Annotated in this window: 13 protein-coding genes; 9 read left to right on the top strand and 4 right to left on the bottom strand. The window is 70.8% G+C overall.

Features of this window, described 5'->3' with window-relative positions; translation table 11 throughout:
* Positions 1 to 930: ADP-ribosylglycohydrolase family protein (locus tag SSQG_RS09720; protein ID WP_003989564.1), on the bottom strand; the 930-nt coding region annotated here is incomplete at its 3' end.
* A 254-nt stretch (positions 931 to 1184) separates the two neighbouring features.
* On the opposite strand from SSQG_RS09720, the gene SSQG_RS09715 reads away from it, so the two are divergent.
* From SSQG_RS09715 to SSQG_RS09705, 3 genes are all read left to right on the top strand, one after another.
* On the top strand, positions 1185 to 1916 hold the full coding sequence (locus SSQG_RS09715; protein ID WP_003989563.1) for a VIT1/CCC1 transporter family protein: 732 nt from the start codon (positions 1185 to 1187) through the stop codon (positions 1914 to 1916).
* 385 nt (positions 1917 to 2301) lie between these two features.
* Positions 2302 to 6909: a glutamate synthase large subunit gene (gene gltB / locus SSQG_RS09710; RefSeq protein WP_078506832.1), complete on the top strand. Its 4608-nt coding sequence runs from the start codon at positions 2302 to 2304 to the stop codon at positions 6907 to 6909.
* Positions 6902 to 8365 (top strand): glutamate synthase subunit beta, encoded by a 1464-nt coding sequence (locus tag SSQG_RS09705; protein ID WP_003989561.1) that lies wholly within the window; start codon positions 6902 to 6904, stop codon positions 8363 to 8365. The genes gltB and SSQG_RS09705 overlap by 8 nt, the downstream gene beginning before the upstream one ends.
* A 556-nt stretch (positions 8366 to 8921) precedes the next feature.
* On the opposite strand, the gene SSQG_RS09700 is transcribed toward SSQG_RS09705, so the two are convergent.
* Entirely contained in the window at positions 8922 to 9266 is a 345-nt protein-coding gene (locus tag SSQG_RS09700) for a hypothetical protein (RefSeq protein ID WP_039932254.1), read from the bottom strand.
* A complete protein-coding gene (locus SSQG_RS09695; protein ID WP_244299080.1) occupies positions 9263 to 14365 on the bottom strand; it encodes an HD domain-containing protein in 5103 nt (1700 codons plus the stop codon). The genes SSQG_RS09700 and SSQG_RS09695 overlap by 4 nt, the downstream gene beginning before the upstream one ends.
* Positions 14366 to 14549: 184 nt before the next feature.
* On the opposite strand from SSQG_RS09695, the gene SSQG_RS09690 reads away from it, so the two are divergent.
* Positions 14550 to 15278, top strand: coding sequence for a vWA domain-containing protein (locus SSQG_RS09690; RefSeq protein ID WP_039932252.1), 729 nt, complete (start codon positions 14550 to 14552; stop codon positions 15276 to 15278).
* Positions 15279 to 15353: 75 nt separating this feature from the next.
* Positions 15354 to 17009 (top strand): cytochrome b, encoded by a 1656-nt coding sequence (locus SSQG_RS09685; protein ID WP_003989558.1) that lies wholly within the window; start codon positions 15354 to 15356, stop codon positions 17007 to 17009.
* A gap of 60 nt (positions 17010 to 17069) precedes the next feature.
* On the opposite strand, the gene SSQG_RS09680 is transcribed toward SSQG_RS09685, so the two are convergent.
* On the bottom strand, positions 17070 to 17957 hold the full coding sequence (locus SSQG_RS09680; protein WP_003989557.1) for a hypothetical protein: 888 nt from the start codon (positions 17955 to 17957) through the stop codon (positions 17070 to 17072).
* 154 nt (positions 17958 to 18111) lie between these two features.
* Here SSQG_RS09680 and SSQG_RS09675 point away from each other — a divergent pair, with 154 nt between their 5' ends.
* From SSQG_RS09675 to SSQG_RS09660, 4 genes are all read left to right on the top strand, one after another.
* Positions 18112 to 18462, top strand: a complete 351-nt coding sequence (locus SSQG_RS09675) for a chorismate mutase (RefSeq protein WP_003989556.1) — start codon at positions 18112 to 18114, stop codon at positions 18460 to 18462.
* Positions 18463 to 18605: 143 nt separating this feature from the next.
* Positions 18606 to 19157 (top strand): response regulator, encoded by a 552-nt coding sequence (locus SSQG_RS09670; protein WP_003989555.1) that lies wholly within the window; start codon positions 18606 to 18608, stop codon positions 19155 to 19157.
* Positions 19158 to 19224: 67 nt separating this feature from the next.
* Entirely contained in the window at positions 19225 to 21723 is a 2499-nt protein-coding gene (pepN, locus tag SSQG_RS09665; protein WP_244299079.1) for an aminopeptidase N, read from the top strand.
* Positions 21724 to 21836: 113 nt separating this feature from the next.
* The coding region (locus SSQG_RS09660; protein ID WP_039932248.1) for an SDR family oxidoreductase at positions 21837 to 22440 on the top strand (604 nt) is incomplete at its 3' end.

Below are 22440 nucleotides of genomic sequence, written 5' to 3'. Positions count from 1 at the left end.
GCCCCGGACCGGGCCGATGGGGGCCGCCCAGGCCTCCGGGATCGCCGACACTCCCCGCGTGGCGCCCGCCAGGGCCCCCGCCACCGCCGCCGTCGTGTCGGCGTCGCGGCCCATGTTCACGGCCGTGAGGACGGACTGCCCGAAGTCGCCGTCGGCCGTCGCGTACGCGCCGAAGGCGAGGGCGACCGCCTCGGGGGCCAGGTCGGTCCAGGGGTAGCCGCCGATGACGACCGCGGAGCGGACCGCGCGTTCGCCGCGGTGGGCCACCGCCACGGCGCGGCGCAGGCAGCGGGCCGTCCACGAGTCGTCGGGAACGACCGCGAGCGCGGCGGCCACCACCGCGATCGGCTGGGCGCCCGCCATCGCCGCCGCCACCCCCGCGGCCACCGCCTGGCCGCCGTAGATGCCCTCGCCGTCGTGGCTGACCGAGCCGTCGACCGCCGCCAGCCGGGCCGCCTCCGCCGGGCGGCCCGGCGCGAACACCCCGAAGGGGGCCGCGCGCATGGCCAGACCGTCGCTCCAGGCGTGCCGGTGCTGGGCGGAGATGGGGGCGGCCAGGCCCCGGCGGAGGTTCTCCAGCGTGCCGCGTTCGCTGAAGCCGGCGCCGCGGAACGGGCCCTCGTCGCGGTCGGCGATCCACTCGTGCCAGGCCGCCTCCACGTGCGCCGGGGTGAGCGCCGAGCCGTGCCGGGCCAGCAGCAGGCCGGAGAAGATCGCGTACTCGGTGTCGTCCGTGCCGGACGGGTTATCAGTCACGTAGCCGGTGATGCGGCCCCACCGGGCGCGGATCTCGGAGGGCTTCATGTTCTCCGCCGGGGCCCCGAGGGCGTCACCGACGGCGAGGCCCAGCAGCGCGCCGCGGGCCCGTTCGCGGAGCTCGACGGCGTCCCCGGGCGCCGGGACGGAAGGGATGCAGGCGATCGATGCCATAGGGGAGGTGTCCCACTCCGGCGACCGCGTCCAGCCCTCCGGACCGCAGCATCACCCGGTCGACATCTGTGCATGGTCATCATCAAGTGAGCGCCGAGGGGTAAAACCGCAGGTTAGCCCAGCCTTTCCTTGCTGGCGGGACTGGAATCCGCGGCGTACTTTGTGTGTTGTAAAAGTTTGGAACTCGTCCAAACAAGTCTGTTCGAACAGGTTCTCCGCACAGGCTCTTCCGAGGAAGGAACCGGGGATCTTCCATGGCCATCATCGAAACCGAGGCGACGCTGCACGAGGCGCACCGGGACAACCACACCCATCGGGACGTGAACGGCGGCTGGCTGCGTCCCGCGGTGTTCGGAGCGATGGACGGCCTCGTCTCCAACCTGGCCCTGATGACCGGCGTCGCGGGCGGCGCGGTCGGTCAGCAGACCGTCGTCCTCAGCGGACTCGCGGGCCTGGCCGCCGGCGCCTTCTCCATGGCCGCCGGTGAGTACACCTCCGTCGCCTCGCAGCGCGAGCTCGTCGAGGCCGAGCTGGACGTGGAGCGGCGCGAGCTGCGCAAGCATCCGCAGGACGAGGAGGCCGAGCTCGCCGCGCTCTACCGGTCGAGAGGGGTCGAGCCGAAGCTGGCCGACGAGGTCGCCCGGCAGCTGTCGAAGGATCCCGAGCAGGCGCTGGAGATCCATGCCCGGGAGGAGCTGGGTATCGACCCCGGCGATCTGCCCTCGCCCACCGTGGCCGCGGTGTCGAGCTTCGGTTCCTTCGCGCTGGGCGCCCTGATTCCCGTGCTGCCGTACCTGCTGGGGGCGAGCAGCCTGCTGCCGGCCGTGCTGCTGGCGCTGCTCGGGCTCTTCCTGTGCGGCGCGGTGGTGGCCAGGGTGACGGCACGCACCTGGTGGTACAGCGGACTGCGGCAGCTGTTCCTGGGTGGCGCGGCGGCCGGTGTGACCTACGCCCTGGGCACCTTGTTCGGAACGGCCGTAGGATAGCTCGGCTTGGACCTATGCGTGGGGCCGCATAAGTAACCGTTACTCGCTGGTTTCGACTGCGCAACCACCGGGCATGAGCCGTAAGCGCTGCGGGCAATGAGGCTCGCCGCGTACCCCCCAGCGGGGTGGGCGAAGACGCCCGCTCCGCCCTCGGGCCCGTCGGGCTTCGATCTCACCCGGTCGTTCCGTACTGGCCCTCCATAGCTTCCACCGTCGGTGCGGAACCCCCCGCCGCGAAACCTCCGGTGTCCGCATGCTGGAACGGATTATCCCGGTTCCCGAGAACCGCTCCATCATGTAACCTGCACGAAATTTTGCGATCACGCGAGGGCCAACGTCGTCCCTCGGCACCTTGCATATGCCACTGACGACGACGGGAGAGCCGATGCGTACGCCGCGCCAGCCGTCCCAGCATTCCGCGAATGGCCAGAACTGGTCGTTCATGGATGCTCGCCCTGCTGCGCAGGGTATGTACGACCCCCGCAACGAGCACGACGCCTGCGGCGTCGGCTTCGTCGCCACCCTCACCGGCGAGGCGTCCCACACCCTGGTCGAGCAGGCCCTGACCGTCCTGCGCAACCTCGAACACCGCGGCGCCACCGGCTCCGAGCCCGACTCCGGCGACGGCGCCGGCATCCTGTCGCAGGTCCCGGACGCCTTCTTCCGCGACGTGGCCGGATTTGAACTGCCCGAGGCCGGCGGCTACGCCGTCGGTATCGCCTTCCTGCCGGAGGACTCCACCGACGAGGCCGTCTCGCGGATCGAGACGATCGCCGCCGACGAGGGCCTGACCGTGCTCGGCTGGCGCGAGGTGCCGGTCGCGCCCCAGCTGCTGGGCGCCACCGCCCGGTCGACCATGCCGGTCTTCCGCCAGATCTTCGTCAGCGACGGCGCGGCCGCGCCCGCGACGGGCATCGACCTCGACCGCAAGGCCTTCGTGCTGCGCAAGCGCGCCGAGCGCGAGGCCGGCGTCTACTTCCCGTCGCTGTCCGCCCGGACGATCGTCTACAAGGGCATGCTGACCACCGGCCAGCTGGAGCCCTTCTTCCCGGACCTGTCCGACCGCCGCTTCGCCTCCGCGATCGCGCTCGTGCACTCCCGGTTCTCCACCAACACGTTCCCGTCCTGGCCGCTGGCCCACCCGTACCGCTTCGTCGCGCACAACGGCGAGATCAACACGGTCATGGGCAACCGCAACTGGATGCGGGCGCGTGAGTCGCAGCTGGTCTCCGACCTCTTCGGCTCCTCCGAGAAGGACCTGGAGCGCGTCTTCCCGGTCTGTACGCCGGACGCCTCCGACTCCGCCTCCTTCGACGAGGTCCTGGAGCTGCTGCACCTGGGCGGCCGTTCCCTGCCCCACTCCGTGCTGATGATGATCCCGGAGGCGTGGGAGAACCACGACTCCATGGACCCGGCCCGGCGCGCCTTCTACCAGTACCACTCCACGATGATGGAGCCCTGGGACGGCCCGGCCTGTGTCACCTTCACCGACGGCAAGCAGGTCGGCGCCGTCCTCGACCGCAACGGCCTGCGCCCCGGCCGCTACTGGGTCACCGACGAGGGCCTCGTCGTCCTCGGCTCCGAGGTGGGCGTCCTGGACATCGACCCGGCCAAGGTCGTCCGCAAGGGCCGCCTCCAGCCCGGCCGCATGTTCCTCGTCGACACCGTCGAGCACCGCATCATCGAGGACGACGAGATCAAGGCCGAGCTCGCCGCCGAGAACCCCTACGGGGAGTGGCTGGAGGCCGGTGAGATCGAGCTGGGCGACCTGCCCGAGCGCGAGCACATCGTCCACACCCACGCCTCGGTCACCCGCCGCCAGCAGACCTTCGGCTACACCGAGGAGGAGCTGCGCGTCCTCCTCGCGCCGATGGCCAAGGCCGGTGCCGAGCCGATCGGCTCGATGGGCACCGACTCGCCCATCGCCGCCCTGTCGGACCGCCCGCGGCTGCTCTTCGACTACTTCACCCAGCTGTTCGCGCAGGTCACCAACCCGCCGCTGGACGCCATCCGCGAGGAGCTCGTCACCTCCCTGCGCTCTGCGCTGGGCCCCCAGGGCAACCTCCTCGACCCGAACGCGGCCTCCTGCCGCAGCGTCGTGCTGCCCTTCCCGGTCATCGACAACGACGAGCTGGCCAAGCTCATCCACATCAACGCCGACGGCGACATGCCCGGCTTCAAGGCCGCGACCCTCTCCGGCCTGTACCGGGTACACGGCGGCGGTGACTCCCTCGCCGCGCGCATCGAGGAGATCTGCGCCGAGGCCGACGCCGCCATCGAGAACGGCGCCCGGCTGATCGTCCTGTCGGACCGCCACTCGGACGCCGAGCACGCGCCGATCCCGTCGCTGCTGCTCACCGCAGCCGTCCACCACCACCTCATCCGCACCAAGCAGCGCACCCAGGTGGGCCTGCTGGTCGAGGCCGGTGACGTCCGCGAGGTCCACCACGTCGCCCTGCTCATCGGCTACGGCGCCGCCGCCGTCAACCCGTACCTGGCGATGGAGACCGTCGAGGACCTGGTCCGCGCCGGCACCTTCCTGCCCGGCATCGAGCCCGAGAAGGCCATCCGCAACCTCATCTACGCCCTCGGCAAGGGCGTGCTGAAGGTCATGTCCAAGATGGGCATCTCGACCGTCGCCTCCTACCGCGGCGCCCAGGTCTTCGAGGCCGTCGGTCTCGACGACACCTTCGTCGAGAAGTACTTCAACGGCACGACCACGAAGATCGGCGGAGTCGGCATCGACGTCATCGCCAAGGAGGTCGCCGCCCGCCACGCCAAGGCCTACCCGGCCTCCGGCATCGCCCCGGCGCACCGCGCGCTGGACATAGGCGGCGAGTACCAGTGGCGCCGCGAGGGCGAGCCGCACCTGTTCGACCCGGAGACGGTCTTCCGCCTCCAGCACTCCACGCGCTCCGGCCGCTACGACATCTTCAAGAAGTACACCGAGCGCGTGAACGAGCAGTCCGAGCGCCTGATGACGCTGCGCGGCCTGTTCGGCTTCAAGTCCGGCCGGCAGCCGATCTCCATCGACGAGGTCGAGCCGGTCTCCGAGATCGTCAAGCGGTTCTCGACGGGCGCCATGTCGTACGGCTCCATCTCCCAGGAGGCGCACGAGACCCTCGCCATCGCCATGAACCAGCTGGGCGGCAAGTCCAACACCGGTGAAGGCGGCGAGGACCCGGAGCGCCTGTACGACCCGGCCCGCCGGTCGTCCATCAAGCAGGTCGCCTCCGGCCGCTTCGGTGTGACCTCCGAGTACCTGGTCAACTCCGACGACATCCAGATCAAGATGGCCCAGGGCGCCAAGCCCGGCGAGGGCGGCCAACTGCCCGGCCACAAGGTCTACCCGTGGGTCGCCAAGACGCGTCACTCGACGCCGGGCGTCGGCCTCATCTCGCCGCCCCCGCACCACGACATCTACTCCATCGAGGACCTGGCCCAGCTGATCCACGACCTGAAGAACGCGAACCCGCAGGCGCGGATTCACGTCAAGCTGGTCTCCGAGGTCGGCGTCGGCACGGTCGCGGCCGGTGTGTCCAAGGCGCACGCGGACGTCGTCCTCATCTCCGGCCACGACGGCGGCACGGGCGCCTCACCGCTCACCTCGCTGAAGCACGCCGGCGGCCCCTGGGAGCTCGGCCTGGCCGAGACCCAGCAGACCCTGCTGCTCAACGGCCTGCGCGACCGCATCGTCGTGCAGACCGACGGCCAGCTGAAGACCGGCCGTGACGTGGTCATCGCCGCGCTGCTCGGCGCCGAGGAGTTCGGTTTCGCGACCGCCCCGCTGGTCGTCTCCGGCTGCGTCATGATGCGCGTCTGCCACCTGGACACCTGCCCGGTCGGCATCGCCACGCAGAACCCGACGCTGCGCGAGCGCTACACCGGCAAGGCCGAGTACGTCGTGAACTTCTTCCAGTACATCGCCGAAGAGGTCCGCGAGATCCTCGCCGAGCTGGGCTTCCGCTCCATCGAGGAGGCCGTCGGCCACGCCGAGACGCTGGACGTCACGCGTGCCGTCGACCACTGGAAGGCGCAGGGCCTGGACCTGGAGCCGCTGTTCCACGTGCCCGAGCTGCCCGAGGGCGCGGTCCGCCACCAGCTGATCGCCCAGGACCACGGTCTGGAGAAGGCGCTCGACAACCAGCTGATCAAGCTCGCCGCGGACGCCCTGGCCGCCTCGGACGCCACCGAGGCCCAGCCGGTGCGCGCCCAGGTGCAGATCCGCAACATCAACCGCACGGTCGGCACCATGCTCGGCCACGAGGTGACGAAGAAGTTCGGTGGCGCGGGCCTGCCCGACGACACCATCGACATCACCTTCACCGGCTCCGCCGGCCAGTCCTTCGGCGCCTTCGTGCCGCGCGGTGTCACGCTGCGCCTGGAGGGCGACGCCAACGACTACGTCGGCAAGGGCCTCTCCGGCGGCCGGATCGTGGTCCGCCCGGACCGCGCGGCCGACCACCTCGCCGAGTTCAGCGTCATCGCGGGCAACACCCTCGCCTACGGCGCCACCGGCGGCGAGATGTTCCTGCGTGGCAAGACCGGTGAGCGGTTCTGCGTCCGCAACTCCGGCGCGACGGTCGTCTCCGAGGGCGTGGGCGACCACGGCTGCGAGTACATGACCGGTGGTCACGCGGTGGTGCTCGGCGAGACGGGCCGCAACTTCGCGGCCGGCATGTCCGGCGGTATCGCGTACGTCATCGACCTCGACCGGGACAACGTCAACGCCGGCAACCTGGACGCCGTCGAGGCGCTGGACGACACCGACAAGCAGTGGCTGCACGACGTGGTCCGCCGCCACCAGGAGGAGACCGGCTCGACCGTGGCCGAGAAGCTCCTGGCCGAGTGGGACACCGCCGTCGAGCGCTTCAGCAAGATCATCCCCAGCACGTACAAGGCAGTGCTCGCCGCCAAGGACGCCGCCGAGCGAGCCGGTCTCTCCGAGACCGAGACCCACGAGAAGATGATGGAGGCGGCGATCAATGGCTGACCCGAAGGGCTTCCTGAACCACGGGCGCGAGGTCGCCAAGTCCCGCCCCGTCGAGGAGCGCGTCAAGGACTGGAACGAGGTCTACGTCCCCGGCTCCCTGCTGCCGATCATCAGCAAGCAGGCCAGCCGCTGCATGGACTGCGGCATCCCGTTCTGCCACAACGGCTGCCCGCTCGGGAACCTCATCCCCGAGTGGAACGACTACGCCTACCGCGAGGACTGGGCCGCCGCCTCGGAGCGCCTGCACGCCACGAACAACTTCCCGGAGTTCACGGGCCGCCTGTGCCCCGCTCCCTGTGAGTCGGCGTGTGTGCTCGGCATCAACCAGCCGGCCGTCACCATCAAGAACGTCGAGGTCTCGATCATCGACAAGGCGTGGGAGACCGGGGACGTCGCCCCGCAGATCCCGGAGCGCCTGTCCGGCAAGACGGTCGCGGTCGTCGGCTCGGGCCCGGCGGGCCTCGCCGCCGCCCAGCAGCTGACCCGCGCCGGTCACACCGTCGCCGTCTACGAGCGCGCGGACCGCATCGGAGGCCTCCTCCGCTACGGCATCCCCGAGTTCAAGATGGAGAAGCGGCACATCAACCGCCGTATCGAGCAGATGCGTGCGGAGGGCACCCGCTTCCGCACGGGCGTCGAGATCGGCCGCGACCTGAAGGCCACGGACCTGAAGAAGCGCTACGACGCGGTCGTCCTGGCCGTCGGGGCGACCACGGCCCGCGACCTGCCGGTGCCCGGCCGCGAGCTCCAGGGCATCTACCAGGCCATGGAGTACCTGCCGCTCGCCAACAAGGTCCAGGAGGGCGACTTCGTGGCGCCCCCGATCTCGGCCGAGGGCAAGCACGTCGTGGTCATCGGCGGCGGCGACACCGGCGCGGACTGCGTGGGCACCGCCCACCGCCAGGGCGCGGCCTCCGTCACGCAGCTGGAGATCATGCCCCGCCCGGGCGAGGAGCGGCACCCGGTCAACCAGCCCTGGCCGACCTTCCCCATGCTCTACAAGGTCACCTCGGCCCACGAGGAGGGCGGCGAGCGCGTCTACGCCGTGTCGACGACCCACTTCGAGGGCGACGAGGACGGCAACGTCCAGTGGCTGCACCTCACCGAGGTCGAGTTCATCGACGGCAAGCTGACCCCGAAGCCGGGCTCCGAGCGCAAGATCCCCGCCCAGCTGGTCACCCTCGCCATGGGCTTCACCGGCACCGACCGCGACAACGGCCTGGTCGACCAGTTCGGCCTGGAGCTCGACGAGCGCGGCAACATCGCCCGCGACGCCGACTTCCAGACCAATGTGCCGGGCGTGTTCGTCGCCGGTGACGCCGGCCGCGGACAGTCGCTCATCGTCTGGGCGATCGCGGAGGGCCGCTCGGCGGCGCGCGGGGTGGACCGCCACCTCGCGGGCGCGAGCGACCTGCCGGCACCGATCCGGCCGACGGATCGTGCGCTGATGGTCTGACGCGCACCCTCAGGAACGTCCCGCACAAAGGCGTGCGGAACACAGATGGCGCCTGCCCCTTGTCCCCGACCGGACGAATGGGCGGGCGCCGTCGTCTTTTCCGCTGCTTCGCCGCCCGGCGACACCCACGTGACGATCACGGCGGCGGCGACGCACAGGACACCGACGAGGGCCAGCCAGCGCGCGCACTCCACGAGCAGCCAGATGGTCTTGGTTCGCTCCTTCTCGTACCGCAACAGCCTGCCCGCCTCGAGCAGGATCTCCTCACCGGGCCGCCCGTGCACGGCCACGACGCCCAGCCAGGAAGCGGCGACGAGGGCGAGGAAACCGGCGATCAGCAGCCCGATCACCCACCAGCGCGGAGTGCCCGCCAGCTTGCTCAGGTCTTCCTGGCCCTTGAGGACGAAGACGGCCGTGAGCAGGCCGGTGAGCGAGGCCAGAAAGTTCCGGTATCCCTCCGCCTGCCGCAGCGCCGCCTGCAACTGCCGTTCCGGAGAGGCCGTCTCGCGGCCCCGGCGGTCCGCGTCACGGAGCTGCTGAGGCGTGGGCGTGAAGGTCATGGGGTCGCTCCGGCGGAGTGTCCGGGGGCGGGCGGCGGTGCGATGGTCAGCAGGGCACCACAGCCCCGGGGTTCACTCGCGGGACGGTTCATGTGCAGGGTGCGGCACTGGCACACCGTGTAGTACGGCTCGGGTCCTGGTTCCTTGCGCCGGCCGAAGAAGCCGCCCTTGGCGACCGGGGGCTGTCCGAACGTCCATGTCCTCGTCATCGGGCAGGTGCAGACCGGGCAGGTCCCGGAGGCTTCGTACGAGGCGTCGTCGCCGTTCCTGCGCATGACCCACCGGAAGGTGAGGGTGGCGGTGTGGACGGCGTCGGGGTCGTAGGGGATCGGGGGCGTCACTCTGTGGTGCCTTCCAGGTGAGGGAGTTCGAGAGAGAACAGGTCCGCGTAGCGGGCCAGCCGATCGCGCACCTCGGGCTCCGGCAGGTCCGTCTCCTCCGCGCAGAGGGCGATGTGGTCCTGGGAGACCGTGCCGGACAGGGCGGGGGCCCGGCCGGTGAGCTGTTCGGTGAGGATGATCAGGTCCTGCCAGTCGGGAACGCGATCGGCCACGTCGCCGTCGGGCCTGCGGACGGTGACGTCCAGACCGAGGCAGGCGAAGGGGGCGTAGCGGTCGTAGGTCTTGCCGAGCGACCAGTCGAAGCGGCCTGCTGTGCGGACGAGTTCGAGGGGGCCGAGGGCACAGGCCTCGTCGTCGACGCCGAGGAGGCCCCGACCGACGGCGGCGAGGTCGAACAGGTCCGGTGTGCGGTCCCGTACGGCTGCGAATCCGGGGGTGTCGAGGGCGCACGGGGGCGGGGGAGCGCCGAGCGGAACGAAACGGGCGAGGTGCTCGATGGAGGCGGCAAGGGTGCGGCGCGTGTAGTAGGCGTGGTGGAGCAGTGACCGGAGTCCGAGCTCGGACGGAAATCCGCTCACTCCCTGTGGCAGGAGCGCACGGACGTCCTGGGCGTCCGGTTGCAGGCCCAGGACCGCGGGATCCGGCTGTTCGACCCTGATCGGCAGGATCTGGTCGTCACCGGTCAGCTGCCGCACGATGTCGCCGATGGGGCGTCGCTCCCGGGAGCTGAGCCGGACGAGGGTGGGAAAGGTCACTCCCTGTTCGTCCAGGGCCCTGGCGGACGTTCCGAGCGGATGTTCGCGCGTCAGAGGGTGGTCCCAGACCGCCAGTTGCCGGACGGTCGCGTCGATACTCTCGTCGAAGCCCGGGGAGAGGAGGCCGGCCGCGCTCATCCGTCGCAGGACCATGTCGACTTGGCCGAGGTCGATGTCCGTCCTGGCCGACAGGCTTGAGGGACGAACCGGCCTGCGGGTGACGATTCTGATGAACTGCCAGGGCGAGATACACCCGTCGCGGCGACGGGTCGCCAAGAGTACCTGGGCCGCCAGCGGTGAGGGGATCCAGTCGGCCACCTCGGCGGGCGGTCGGTCGGCCCGGACCCCGGTCACCGGCGTGAGAGCGTTCACGCGCGCGGCCACCTCACCGGGCGGAGTCTGCGACTCCGACGCCAGCAGGAGCAGATCGGCAATCCCGAGATCGTCACCATGCCGTCCGCTCTCGCTCCGCCTGATGCCGACCGACTGGGCGAACAGGGGGCCCTCCAGTTCCGTGAGCGGGCCGTGCTCGACGGCTGCCGGCGACGGGTCCTCCCGCAGCGAGAAGCCGAGCGGCTCGAACAGCCGGACACGGGCCGCCAGCTCGCTGAGGGACGACCCCGGGCGGGCCCGTACCAGAAGGTCGATGACGCCCAGCTCCCCGGGCCACAGGTGTATTTCCTCGTTCAGCTGGCTGCTCACCAGCAAGGCGGCGTCACCGCGCGTGGGAATCTCGGCGGCCAGATCGGCGTCCAGATCGGGCGGGGGCGGCAACTCGGGTTGCCAGGTCCTGAGCTGCTCCAGGAGCGCGACCGCCTCCGCGAGCGGCATACGGTTTCGCGCCGCGATCAGCAGCAGCGCGGCATACGGTGCCGGCCGCTGCCAGGAACTCGCACGATGCATGGACCGGAAGATCGCGGACAGCTCCACCAGTTCCGGTGTGGGCCGCACCGCCCGGGTTCCGCGAATGTTCGTCGTGGCGGGAACCTCGAAGCCCACGACCGCGTAGCGGCGGAGGGCCTTGAGGGGCTTCGCCAATGGCGTGTGCGTCAGCTGTGCCGCACGCAGTACCGTCTCCCACTCGTGCGGGTCGCCTTCCTTCGGGAAGAGGACGGCGTCCATGCTGACGGGCGTGGGATACCCGGGTGGCTGGAAGGTCTTGCCCTCCGGGTGCTGAGCGAGCCGTGTGTTCTGCCACTGCTTGGCGATGATCGATTGGTATTCGCCGAGGATTCCGCGCCAGGGGCCTCGGTCATTACCGCTGACCTGGTCCATCGGCAGGCATCCCACCGTCTCCAGGGGCACCGTGCGCGGCAGGCCCTGATGACGTGAACCGGGTCCGGGAAGGATGACGGCCGTGGCATCGTCCGGCAGCGAGTCGAGCACGGAGAGGGCGAGCCGGGGCGTCCTCTCGGCGAGTTCCCACAGGTGCGACAGGCTGACCGTGTGCCACCGCGCGGCGGCCGTCGGAGCGGCCCGGAGGAGTTCGGCGGTCACCACCTCCTCGTCGTAGGAGATCAGGCTGTTGCGGTCCACGCTGGGGTCGGGCCGGTGCCGCTCCCGCAGGTTGACGATGTAGCCGTAGGACTCCGGTGCGCCCTTGATGACGACTCCGTCCAGCAGCCACCCCCCGCGCCCCTGCACCAGCCAGATGTCGCGGGCACCCTGGACGGCGTCGCCGTGCCAGGGCGTGGGTGTGGGAGGCGTGAGGGCGCCGGGTTCCCAGCGGTGGTGCCGTACGGCCGTCGCCGTGTCGTCCTTGGTGAGTTCCCGTGCCTCCACCTGAAAGTCCGCCACCCACAGGAAGGACTCCAGCGTGTCCACCAACGACGACGGGGCGGCGGAGGCCTCACCCAGATACAGCCGCACCCGAGTCCCCCCGTCCAGCGCCACATGCGGATCCTCGCTGACCCGAAGCAGCCCGGACCCCGACTGGATGTCGGCCCGCAGCGGGTCCAGCTGTGATGCACGGCCGTAGAGGTCCACCGGGCTCGTCCAGACGACCACTTCCTCGGCCAGCATGAAGTAGCTGAACACGCCGATGCCGAAACGGGAGTTCAGGGGCATCTCGCCCAAGTCGGCGCGCCGCCAGTTGCGGCGTTCCTGGACGAACTCCGGGTCCTGCTCGTACCGCTTGCCGGCCCGGGCGAACATCGAGGTCAGCTTCGCGCGGTTCATGCCCGAGCCGTTGTCCGTGCACTCGATGTAGGGCCGGCCCTCGGAGTCCCAGCCCTGCGTGAACGTGATCTTCGGCTGCCAGTCGGGCCCGGGCCGTCCCTGCGCCGCGCCGTACCGGCGTCGCATGTCGCGGTAACGGCAGGCGTCCAGGGCGTTCTGATACAGCTCCCGTACCGCCAGCATCGGGTCGCCGTAGAGCTGGGTGCCCATCAGCAGGGGCCGGATCTCGTCCTCGGCCAGCCGGAAGCGTTCCAGGGGCTGCTTGTAGCGTTCCGCCACAGGAACCAGTTGTTCACACGTGACGCGCTCGGGGAGGCCGCGCAGCAGGGGCGGCGGCGTCGTGCGCTGCTTCTGCCACTCCTGGTGCAGAGAGCACACGGTCGCGTTGGTCCGTGCGGCGAGTTCCTCGACCGCGACGTGCAGCGCCGGGTGGGGACAGGGGAAGCGGACGGTGAGTTCGTAGGCGCGGTCGTCCTCGCCCAGGGACGTCACGTCGTAGTCGAAGTCGGCCGACAGTGCGGCGACGACCTCGGCCGGGTCCAGCGGCTCGTGGGCGCCCAGGTGGTCGACGAGGACGCTCGACATCCGGCGCGGATCGGCGGCCTGGAGACCGGCCGTCCACAGCAGGCGGGCGAGATCCGGGGCGCGCCACTGGTTCCCGGGCACCGGCGGGTAGGCGTTCCAGTCGTCGCCGCCGCGCGCGTCGTTGATGCGCGGGCTGGTACTGGGATGGACCGTGAGATGGCCGAGGACCTGGCGCAACTGGCCGTCGATGCCGAGCCTGGTCGCCTCCCGGGCCGGTGTTCCCGAGGGATCGGCGGCCGCGTCGAGAACCGCGCTGACCAGCAGGTCGAGGATCGTGTCCACGGCCGGATAGTCACCGGTGCGTTCCCAGAGCAGGTCCCAGTCGGTGATGAAGCGGTGCCGCAGCCAGTGGTCCGCCGCCGCCGTCTGCTCCTTGAGGCCGCGGCGGCGCAGGGTCGCCACGGTGCGCCGGACCTGGGAGTGGGCACGGGCCACGTCGTGTGCGGCGTCCCGCACGAGGCGGTCGTGGCCTTCCAGGGTGTCGTCCGCGGCGCTCTTGACGTCCATGCCCTCGGGCATCGTCCGGCGCAGTTCCTCCAGCGCGATCGCGACGACGCCCTCCTGCACGACGGGCGCGGCGAGCAGCGCCGCCGTCTCGGCGGGCGAGAGCAGGTCCCGTCCCTCCAGCCGGGCCCGCTTCACCAGGGCCTCGACCTGCGCGACCACCCGGACCGGATACGTGGGATCGGTCCACGGGTCGTCCCGGTGCGCCCCCTCCGTGGCCAGGGAGTCCGCGATGCGCTCCACCAGCTCGCCGAGTCGCTTCTTGACCCGCTCGTGGACGGCGTCGACGCCCGACGTGTACTGCCACAGGCACGACTGTTCGATCATGGTGGTCCACCGCTGCACCTCCTGCGCGCCCTCGCACAGCACAGGCCCCGGCCCGTCCGCGTTCAGCCCGTGCGGGAAGTACCGCTCGACGGTGGGCGGCCTCACCCCGGCGTCGGAGGCGTTCCTGCGCACGGCGTCCCGCGTGTACCGGACGAGGTCGGCGAAGGTGGTCGGCTGGGTCGTCGGGGCGAGCGCCTTGGCGAGGGCGCGGCCGAACCAGCTGCCCTCCTGGGGGTCGGCGTAGGAGCGCTCACCGCGGCTGCAGCTGTAGAGCCAGTACACGTCCTCGGCGGCCGAGAGCACCGCCGTCCTGCCCTGCTCGGCCTGGCGCGTGGGCTCCTCGGTGCGGCAGGTGTCCAGGCACATGACCGTGGTCACGCCGCGGGGCAGCCCGTCGAGCAGGCCCTCGGGATCGGCGGGTATGAGGGTGCGGGCGAGCAGGGACCGGCCACCCGCCGGGTCCGCGCGGCCCGGCTGCACGTCGGCGGGCAGGAGATGGTCCCGGTTGCCGACGGTCGTGCCGTGACAGGAGATGTAGAGGAACGCGGTGTCGCCCGGGGAGCATGCGTCGAAGAACTCCTGGAGGGCACCCAGCAGCTCGAAGCCGCCCGGGTCGTGCAGGGCCCGTACGTCGTAGTGCGACTGACGCAGCGCACGGCTCACCAGCTCGACGTCCTCGGCAGCGCTGTCGAGGACCGGGAAGCGCCGGGCGAGGTGCTCGTCCTTCTCCAGCGCGGGAGTCCGCCCCACCCCGACCACCAACGCTCGCCGCACACCCGTACCTGCAGCCTCAACCCGCCCCGAACCCACCCGTCCCCCTCATGCCATGAGCAGGCAATCATGGCAGAGCGGGCACCGTGCGCGTTTCCGATTGCCGTACTCTCTGGGGCGGCCCCGGTGATCCACAGCCGGTGCCGTGAACGAGGGGGCGCGTATGGCCGCGATCAGTCTGAGCAAGGTGCAGGAGACCGCTCCCGCGCTCGTGAACCTCTACAAGAGCGCCGGAGTGTCCCTCACGAAGCACGGGCTGGACGGGCTGCGGGCCGCGGTCTACCTCGTGATCGACCACTCCGGCTCGATGAGGCCGTACTACAAGGACGGCAGTGTCCAGGCGCTGGCCGACCGGGTGCTGGGTCTGTCGGCGCACCTGGACGACGACGGCACGGTGCCGGTGGTGTTCTTCTCCACCGACGTCGACGCCGAGACCGAGATCGCCCTGGCCGACCACCAGGGGCGGATCGACCGGATCGTCGCCGGGCTCGGGCACATGGGCAGGACCAGCTACCACCTGGCGATGGACGCCGTCATCGACCACTACCTGGACAGCGGGTCGAAGGATCCCGCCCTGGTCGTGTTCCAGACCGACGGCGGGCCCGTCAGCAAGCTCGCCGCGGAGCGGTACCTGTGCAAGGCGGCGAGGCTGCCGCTGTTCTGGCAGTTCATCGGCTTCGGCGACCCGGGCAGCAAGCAGTTCGACTTCCTGCGACGGCTCGACGAGCTGGCCGTACCGGAGAAGCGTGTCGTGGACAACGCCGGGTTCTTCCACGCGGGCGAGGATCCGCGCGAGGTGCCGGACGCCGAGCTGTACGACCGGCTGGTCGGCGAGTTCCCGGCGTGGCTGGCGGCCGCACGGGCCCAGGGGATCGTACGGCCGTCGGCCTAGAGGCCGCACGTCCGCGCTTGCGCCGCCGCCGTGCCGTGCCACGCTGGGATGGATCCCACGTGGAGGCGACGACGTATGGGCGACGACGGCGCACGACGGGCGCACGGGACGGGCTCCGCCCACAGGGGACCACCCGCCGGCAAGGGCGAGAATCTCGCCGACTGGGCGGACGGGCGGCTCGGTCTGTACGCGCTGGCCAAGGCCAACATGCGCAAGGTCTTCCCGGACCACTGGTCCTTCATGCTGGGCGAGGTCACCCTCTACAGCTTCGTCGTCCTGATCCTCACCGGTGTCTACCTCACCCTGTTCTTCGAACCGAGCATGCAGGAGGTCGTCTACCACGGCTCCTACACCCGGCTCAACGGCGTGCCCATGTCCAAGGCGTTCGAGTCGACACTGGACATCAGCTTCGACGTGCGCGGCGGGCTGCTGATCCGGCAGATCCACCACTGGGCGGCGCTGGTCTTCATCACCGGCATGCTGGTGCACATGATGCGGGTGTTCTTCACGGGAGCCTTCCGCAAGCCACGCGAACTCAACTGGGTCCTCGGCTGGACCCTGCTGATGCTCGGCATCATCACCGGCCTGACCGGCTACTCCCTCCCCGACGACCTGCTGTCCGGCACCGGCATCCGCTTCGCGCAGGGCGCGATCCTGTCGATCCCGATCGTCGGGACCTACCTGTCGTTCTTCCTCTTCGGCGGGGAGTTCCCGGGACACGACATCGTCTCGCGGCTGTACCCCGTCCACATCCTGCTGCTGCCCGGGATCATGCTGGCCCTGGTGACCGCCCACCTGATCCTGGTCTTCTACCACAAGCACACCCAGTTCCCGGGCCCCGGACGGGGGGAACGGTCCGTCGTCGGCATGCCCTTCCTGCCGGTCTACCTGGCCAAGGCGGGCGGCTTCTTCTTCCTCGTCTTCGGTGTCCTGACGGTCATGGGCGCGCTCGCCCAGATCAACCCCGTCTGGGCGTTCGGCCCCTACAGACCCGACCTCGTCACCACCGGCGCCCAGCCCGACTGGTACCTCGGGTTCTCCGAGGGCCTGATCCGGGTGATGCCGGGATGGGAGATCAACCTCTGGGGCCACACCCTGGTGCTCGGCGTGTTCATCCCCTTCTCGCTGTTCCCGCTGGTCCTGCTCGCCCTCGGCGTCTATCCCTTCGTCGAGGCGTGGATCACCGGCGACAGACGCGAGCACCACATCCTGGACCGGCCGCGCAACGCACCCGTCCGCACCGGACTGGGCGTGGCCTGGCTGACCCTGTACGCGGTGCTGCTGATCGGCGGCGGCAACGACATCGTGGCCACGCATCTGCACCTGTCCATCAACGTGATCACCTGGTTCGTGCGGATCGGCGCGTTCGTGCTGCCGGTCGCCGCGTTCGTCGTCACGAAGAAGATCTGCATGAGCCTCCAGCGCCGCGACCGCGCCAGAGTGCTGCACGGCAGGGAGACCGGCACCATCAGGCGGATGCCGACCGGCGAGTACACCGAGGTGCACGAGCCGCTCCCGCAGGCCCAGCTGTTCACCCTCACCCAGCACGAGCAGAACCCGCCGTACGAGCGGGAGCCCGAGGTCGACGCGGCCGGCGTGCGACGCAAGGTCAAACGGTCCGAGCGGCTGCGCGCCCGGCTGGCCAAGGCCATGTTCGGACCCGACGCGCGGATCGAGAAACCGACGGTCGAGGAGTACCGGGAGATCACCGGAGGCGATCACGGGCACTGACGGACCCGCCGAGGACACACCTCCGCTCACGTACAGCACCCCGGTACGCTCCTGAGCCGCTCACGTGTCGCACTCCAGCACGCTCCCGCACAACGCGCACCGCGCCCGGACCCTGCCCCGCACCGGAACCCTGATCCGCTGATGACAGGTCGGACAGGGAAACGAGACCCGCAACCGCCCACCCCCGTCGGGGGAGAACCGGTACCGCACGCCCGGCTGCGGCGGCCCGGCCGGCGCGTGCCGCCGATCCCGGGCGTAGCGCCGCCGCCCCGCCCACCCCGCCGCCGTCAGCGGCGGCTCCTGCCCGTCACGGCGCGCCAGCGTCATGCCCTTGACGTACGCCGAGTACGCCTGCGGGCTCGTGAACCACACCGACGGGTCCTCACCGAAGAGCAGCGCCCGCTTGGCCAGCACGTACCCGAACTCCTCCGGCGTGAGATACCCCAGCTTCTGCGACGACGCCCCGTCCTCCCGGTACGCGTCCAGCAGCAGCCAGCCCGCCCCCAGGTACGTCGTCGCCGTGTCCGTGAGGATCTCGTTGTCCCGGACGCCGGTGAAGGAGAGATCCAGGCGGTGCAGGTACACGTGCATCACCTCGTGGGCGAGGGCCGCCCCGATGTCCCGCCGATGCGTACGGAACCGGTCGTTCAGCTCCACGAAGTACTCCGGCCCGGCCGCGAGCTCGACGTTCGCCGCGTGCCGCATCTCCCGGAAGCTCACGATCAGCCGGGCGTCCGGCAGCCGGTAGTGCCGCACCAGCTCGTGCGCCACCCGCTGCGCCCCCAGATACAGGTCGTCGGTGTCGCAGAACGCCACGTCGGCAGGGAGCACGCTGGTCGCGAACGTCTGGATCGTGTCGTACGACAGCCGCTTGTACAGCGCCGTGACGGCGGCCCGCACCGTCTCCAGATGCGGGTAGCCGTGCTCGACCGGCCCGTCGTTCGCCACGCCTCACCCCCAAGACGCCCCTGAACCCGGTTCCACTGTACGAAAGTGTGACGGTCACCGGACCCCACCGCCCATCCGAAAACCGGTCGCTGAGCGGCGCCGACTGGTGAGACGACCCGCGGCCGCCGCACGTCCGCCCGTAGGCTGACGCCCCATGACCACCAGCAACACCGGCACGGGCGACGTCGACCCCGCCGTCCGCGAGGAACTCGCCCGCCTGCGCGACAGCATCGACAACATCGACGCCGCCGTCGTCCACATGCTCGCCGAGCGCTTCAAAGCCACCCAGCAGGTCGGCCACCTCAAGGCCCAACATCAGCTGCCGCCCGCCGACCCGGCCCGCGAGGGCCGCCAGATCGCCCGGCTGCGCGCACTCGCCGAGGACGCCAAACTGGACCCGGCCTTCGCGGAGAAGTTCCTGAACTTCATCGTCGCCGAGGTCATCCGCCACCACGAGCGCATCGCCGACGAGGCACTCAACGGCAGCGCGTCCGGCGGCAACTGACCCAGGACGACCTCTTCCCGGGGGGAGTGACACGGCGGCCCGCGCGGGGCATGCTGCGCTGTGCACAGCATGTCAACTGACGAGCACTGCGCGTCAGTGTCCCGGACTTACTCTGGTCCTCCACGAGGGAGGGGCGTCGGGCCATGCCGTCGGATACCAGGATCCTCATCGTCGACGACCACGAGGACACGCTGTACGCGCTGGAGAGCGCCCTGGCCCCGCTGGGCTACCTGCTCGGCCGGGCCACCAGCGGCGACGAGGCGCTCAAGCAGGTGCTCCGCGGCCAGGTCGGCCTGCTGCTGCTGGACGTGCGCATGCCCGGCGTCAGCGGACTCGAGGTCGTGCGCTACATGCGCCGCGTCGAACAGACCCAGCACATCCCGGTGATCCTGCTCACCGGTTTCGGCGCCGACCACGAACTGACCACCGCCGCCTTCGGCCTCGGCGTCGCCGACCTCGTCATGAAACCCGTCGACCCCTGGGCCCTGCGCACCAAGGTCCGCTACCTCTTCGACGCCCACCGGCGCCACCTCGCCCTGGAGCGGGAGGTGCACAGGCTGCGCGCCGTCGTCCGGGAGCACACCGAGGCAGCGGCACGCCCACCGCGCCCCGCTCCGCACCGTCCCGACACGCTTGTGCCGCCCCCGCGTCCCCTGGGGGCGCACGCCGGGGAGCTCGAAAAAGACCGCTCATAGACCGGGCACCGGGCTCGTACCGATCCGCCTCTGTGCCTTGCCGGTGCCATCAGGCAGCATGGCACGCATGTCCGTACTGACGCGCGACGAAGCGCAGACCCGAGCAGAGCTCCTCGACGTCCACAGCTACACGATCGAACTCGATCTGACCACCGGGGACGACACCTTCGACTCGCGCACTCTGATCAGGTTCGGCGCCCGCACGGACGGCGACACCTTCGTCGAGCTCAGGCCCGCCGAGCTGCGCTCCGCCACCCTCGACGGACACCCCCTGGACCCGGACACCCTGGACGGCAACCGGCTGCCCCTGAAGAACCTCACCGCCGGCGAGCACGAACTCCGCCTGGACGCGCGCATGCGCTACTCCCGCACCGGCGAGGGCATGCACCGCTTCACCGACCCCACCGACGGCGAGACCTACGTCTACACCCAGCTGTTCATGGACGACGTCCAGCGCGTCTTCGCCGCCTTCGACCAGCCCGACCTCAAGGCCGTCTTCGACCTGTCCGTCACGGCCCCCGAGGGCTGGACCGTCCTCGCCAACGGCGTCACCACCCTCACCGACGGCGTCTGGACGGCGGCACCCACCCCGAAGATCTCCACCTACCTCGTCGCCGTCGCCGCCGGCCCCTGGCACTCGGTGCGCACCGAGCACCGCGGCCTGCCCTTCGGCCTGCACTGCCGCCGCTCCCTCGCGCCCCACCTGGACGACGACGCCGACGAACTCCTCGACGTCACACGCGCCTGCTTCGACCGCTACCACGAGAAGTTCGACGAGCCCTACCCCTTCGACTCCTACGACCAGGCCTTCGTCCCCGAGTTCAACGCGGGCGCCATGGAGAACCCCGGACTGGTCACCTTCCGCGACGAGTTCGTCTACCGCTCCGCCGTCACCGACACCGAACGCCAGACCCGCGCCATGGTCGTCGCCCACGAGATGGCCCACATGTGGTTCGGCGACCTCGTCACCCTCAAGTGGTGGGACGACATCTGGCTGAACGAGTCCTTCGCCGAGTACATGGGCTACCAGACCCTCACCGAAGCCACCCGCTTCACCGACACCTGGACCGACTTCGGCATCACCCGCAAGGCCTGGGGCTACGACGCCGACCAGCGCCCCTCCACCCACCCCGTCGCACCCGAAGCGGTCGACGACACCGCCTCCGCACTGCTGAACTTCGACGGCATCTCCTACGCCAAGGGCGCGAGCGCGCTGCGGCAACTCGTCGCCTGGCTCGGCGAGAAGGACTTCCTCACCGGAATCAACACCCACTTCGCCCGGCACAAGTTCGGCAACGCCACCCTCGCCGACTTCATCGACAACCTCGCCGGCGCCACCGACCGCGACGTGCACGCCTGGGCCGACGCCTGGCTGCGCACCACCGGCGTCGACACCCTCACCCCGCGCATCGCACCCGGCGAGCACGGCACCTGCACCCTCACCGCCGAACGGACCGGCAGCCGCCCGCACCGCATCTCCGTCGGCCTGTACGACCGCGACCTCGGCGACGACGGCGGGCAGCTCGTCCTGCGCGAACGCCTCGACCTGGACCTGCCGCAGCACGGCGCCCACCCCATCGGCAAGCGCCCGGCGCTGCTCCTCCTCAACGACGGCGACCTCAGCTACGCCAAGGTCCGCTTCGACCCCGAGTCCTTCGAGACCGTCCGCAAGGAACTGTCCGGCCTGCCCGAACCGCTCACCCGCGCCGTCGTCTGGAACGCCCTGCGGGACGCCGTCCGCGACGGCGAACTGGCGCCCGCCGCCTACCTGGAGACCGCCCGGGCCCACCTCCCGCTGGAGACGGACCTCGCCATCGTCCAGGGCGTGCTCGCCTTCGCGTCCACGTACATCGCCGACCGCTACGTCACGCCCGGGGAGCGGCCCGCCGCGCTCGCCACCCTCTCCGAACTGTGCCGCGACCTCATCCGCCGCACCGAGGACGGCGACAACCCCGGCCTGCGCCTGATCGCCGTACGCCACCGCATCGACGTCGCCGCCCACCCCGACACCATCGCCGCCTGGCTCGCCGACGGCACCGTCCCGGGCGGCCCCGAGCTCGACCCCGAGCTGCGCTGGCGCGTCCTCGGACGGCTCGCCGTCCTCGGCGCCACCGACGAGGCCGCCATCGCCGCCGAACTGGAACGCGACCCGAGCGCCACCGGCCAGGAGGGCGCCGCCCGCTGCCGGGCCGCCCTGCCCGACCCGGAGGCCAAGTCCCGCAACCTGAGCAGGCCATGTTCGGCTCCGACGACCTGTCCGCCTACCTGTACCACCGCCACCGCCCAAGGACTTCTGCAGCCCGGATCAGGTCGACCTGTCCACGCGTACGTGCCGCGCTACTACCCGGACGCGGTCGCCCTCGCCGCCCGCCGCGGCCCCGCCGTCGCCGACGCCGCCGGACGCTGGGCCTTCCCCGCCCACGCCGTCGACGCGGAGACCCTCCGGCTCGGCGAAGCATGCCTGCGCGACGCCGGACCGATCCCGGCGCTGCGCCGCAAGCTCGTCGACCAACTCGACGACCTGGCACGGGCGTTGCGGGTCCAGCAGGGCCAGGAGGAGGTCTAGGACCGGAGACGTAGGGCGCGGGAGGCGCGGCTCGTACCTGCCGCCGATGCGGTGGGCGGGCCGCCCTCCCTAGCCTCGGGCAGGACAGGACGATCCAACCCGAGGAGCCCTTCGTGATCGCAGTGACCGGTCCCACCGGAAACGTCGGCCGTGCCCTGGTCGAACGCCTCGTCGCCGCCGGCCGCCCCGTGCGGGCACTGACCCGCGACCCGGGCCGGGCCCGCCTGCCCGCCGGCGCCGAGACCGTACGACTCGACCCCGATGCCCCGGACGCGATGTTCGAGGGTGCCACCAAGCTGTTCCTGTACGTCCAGGCGGGCGGCGAGCACACCCCGCGCCTCCTGGACGCGGCCCGCGTCGCCGGAGTGCGCCACGTGGTCCTGCTGTCCTCCGGGATCATCGACTCGGGCGCCGACGAGTCCCACCCCATCCACGTCATGCACGCCACCGCCGAACGTCACGTCCGCGACAGCGGCCTGGCATGGACCTTCCTGCGCCCCAACGCGTTCGCCACCAACGCCTTCCAGTGGGCACCGCAGATCCGCACCGGCGACACCGTCCGCGGTGTCTTCGCCGACGGACAGGCCGCGCCCATCCACGAGGACGACATCGCCGCCGTCGCCGAACGCGCCCTCCTCGACGACGGCCACGAGGGCGCCGCCCACCGCCTCACCGGACCCGAGGCGATCACCAACGCCGGGCAGGTCGCCGCGATCG

Source organism: Streptomyces viridochromogenes DSM 40736 (genome assembly GCF_000158955.1).
GTDB classification, from domain to species: domain Bacteria; phylum Actinomycetota; class Actinomycetes; order Streptomycetales; family Streptomycetaceae; genus Streptomyces; species Streptomyces venetus.
Note: the sequence above shows the minus strand (reverse complement) of the source record. Positions and strands in the feature narration are given on the sequence as shown.

What these genes read in the sequence shown, in the direction of transcription:
- SSQG_RS09715 (WP_003989563.1), top strand. Translation starts at nt 1,185, where the DNA reads ATGGCCATCATCGAAACCGAGGCGACGCTGCACGAGGCGCACCGGGAC.
- SSQG_RS09685 (WP_003989558.1), top strand. Translation starts at nt 15,354, where the DNA reads ATGGGCGACGACGGCGCACGACGGGCGCACGGGACGGGCTCCGCCCAC.
- pepN (WP_244299079.1), top strand. Translation starts at nt 19,225, where the DNA reads ATGTCCGTACTGACGCGCGACGAAGCGCAGACCCGAGCAGAGCTCCTC.
- gltB (WP_078506832.1), top strand. Translation starts at nt 2,302, where the DNA reads ATGCGTACGCCGCGCCAGCCGTCCCAGCATTCCGCGAATGGCCAGAAC.
- SSQG_RS09675 (WP_003989556.1), top strand. Translation starts at nt 18,112, where the DNA reads ATGACCACCAGCAACACCGGCACGGGCGACGTCGACCCCGCCGTCCGC.
- SSQG_RS09690 (WP_039932252.1), top strand. Translation starts at nt 14,550, where the DNA reads ATGGCCGCGATCAGTCTGAGCAAGGTGCAGGAGACCGCTCCCGCGCTC.
- SSQG_RS09705 (WP_003989561.1), top strand. Translation starts at nt 6,902, where the DNA reads ATGGCTGACCCGAAGGGCTTCCTGAACCACGGGCGCGAGGTCGCCAAG.
- SSQG_RS09670 (WP_003989555.1), top strand. Translation starts at nt 18,606, where the DNA reads ATGCCGTCGGATACCAGGATCCTCATCGTCGACGACCACGAGGACACG.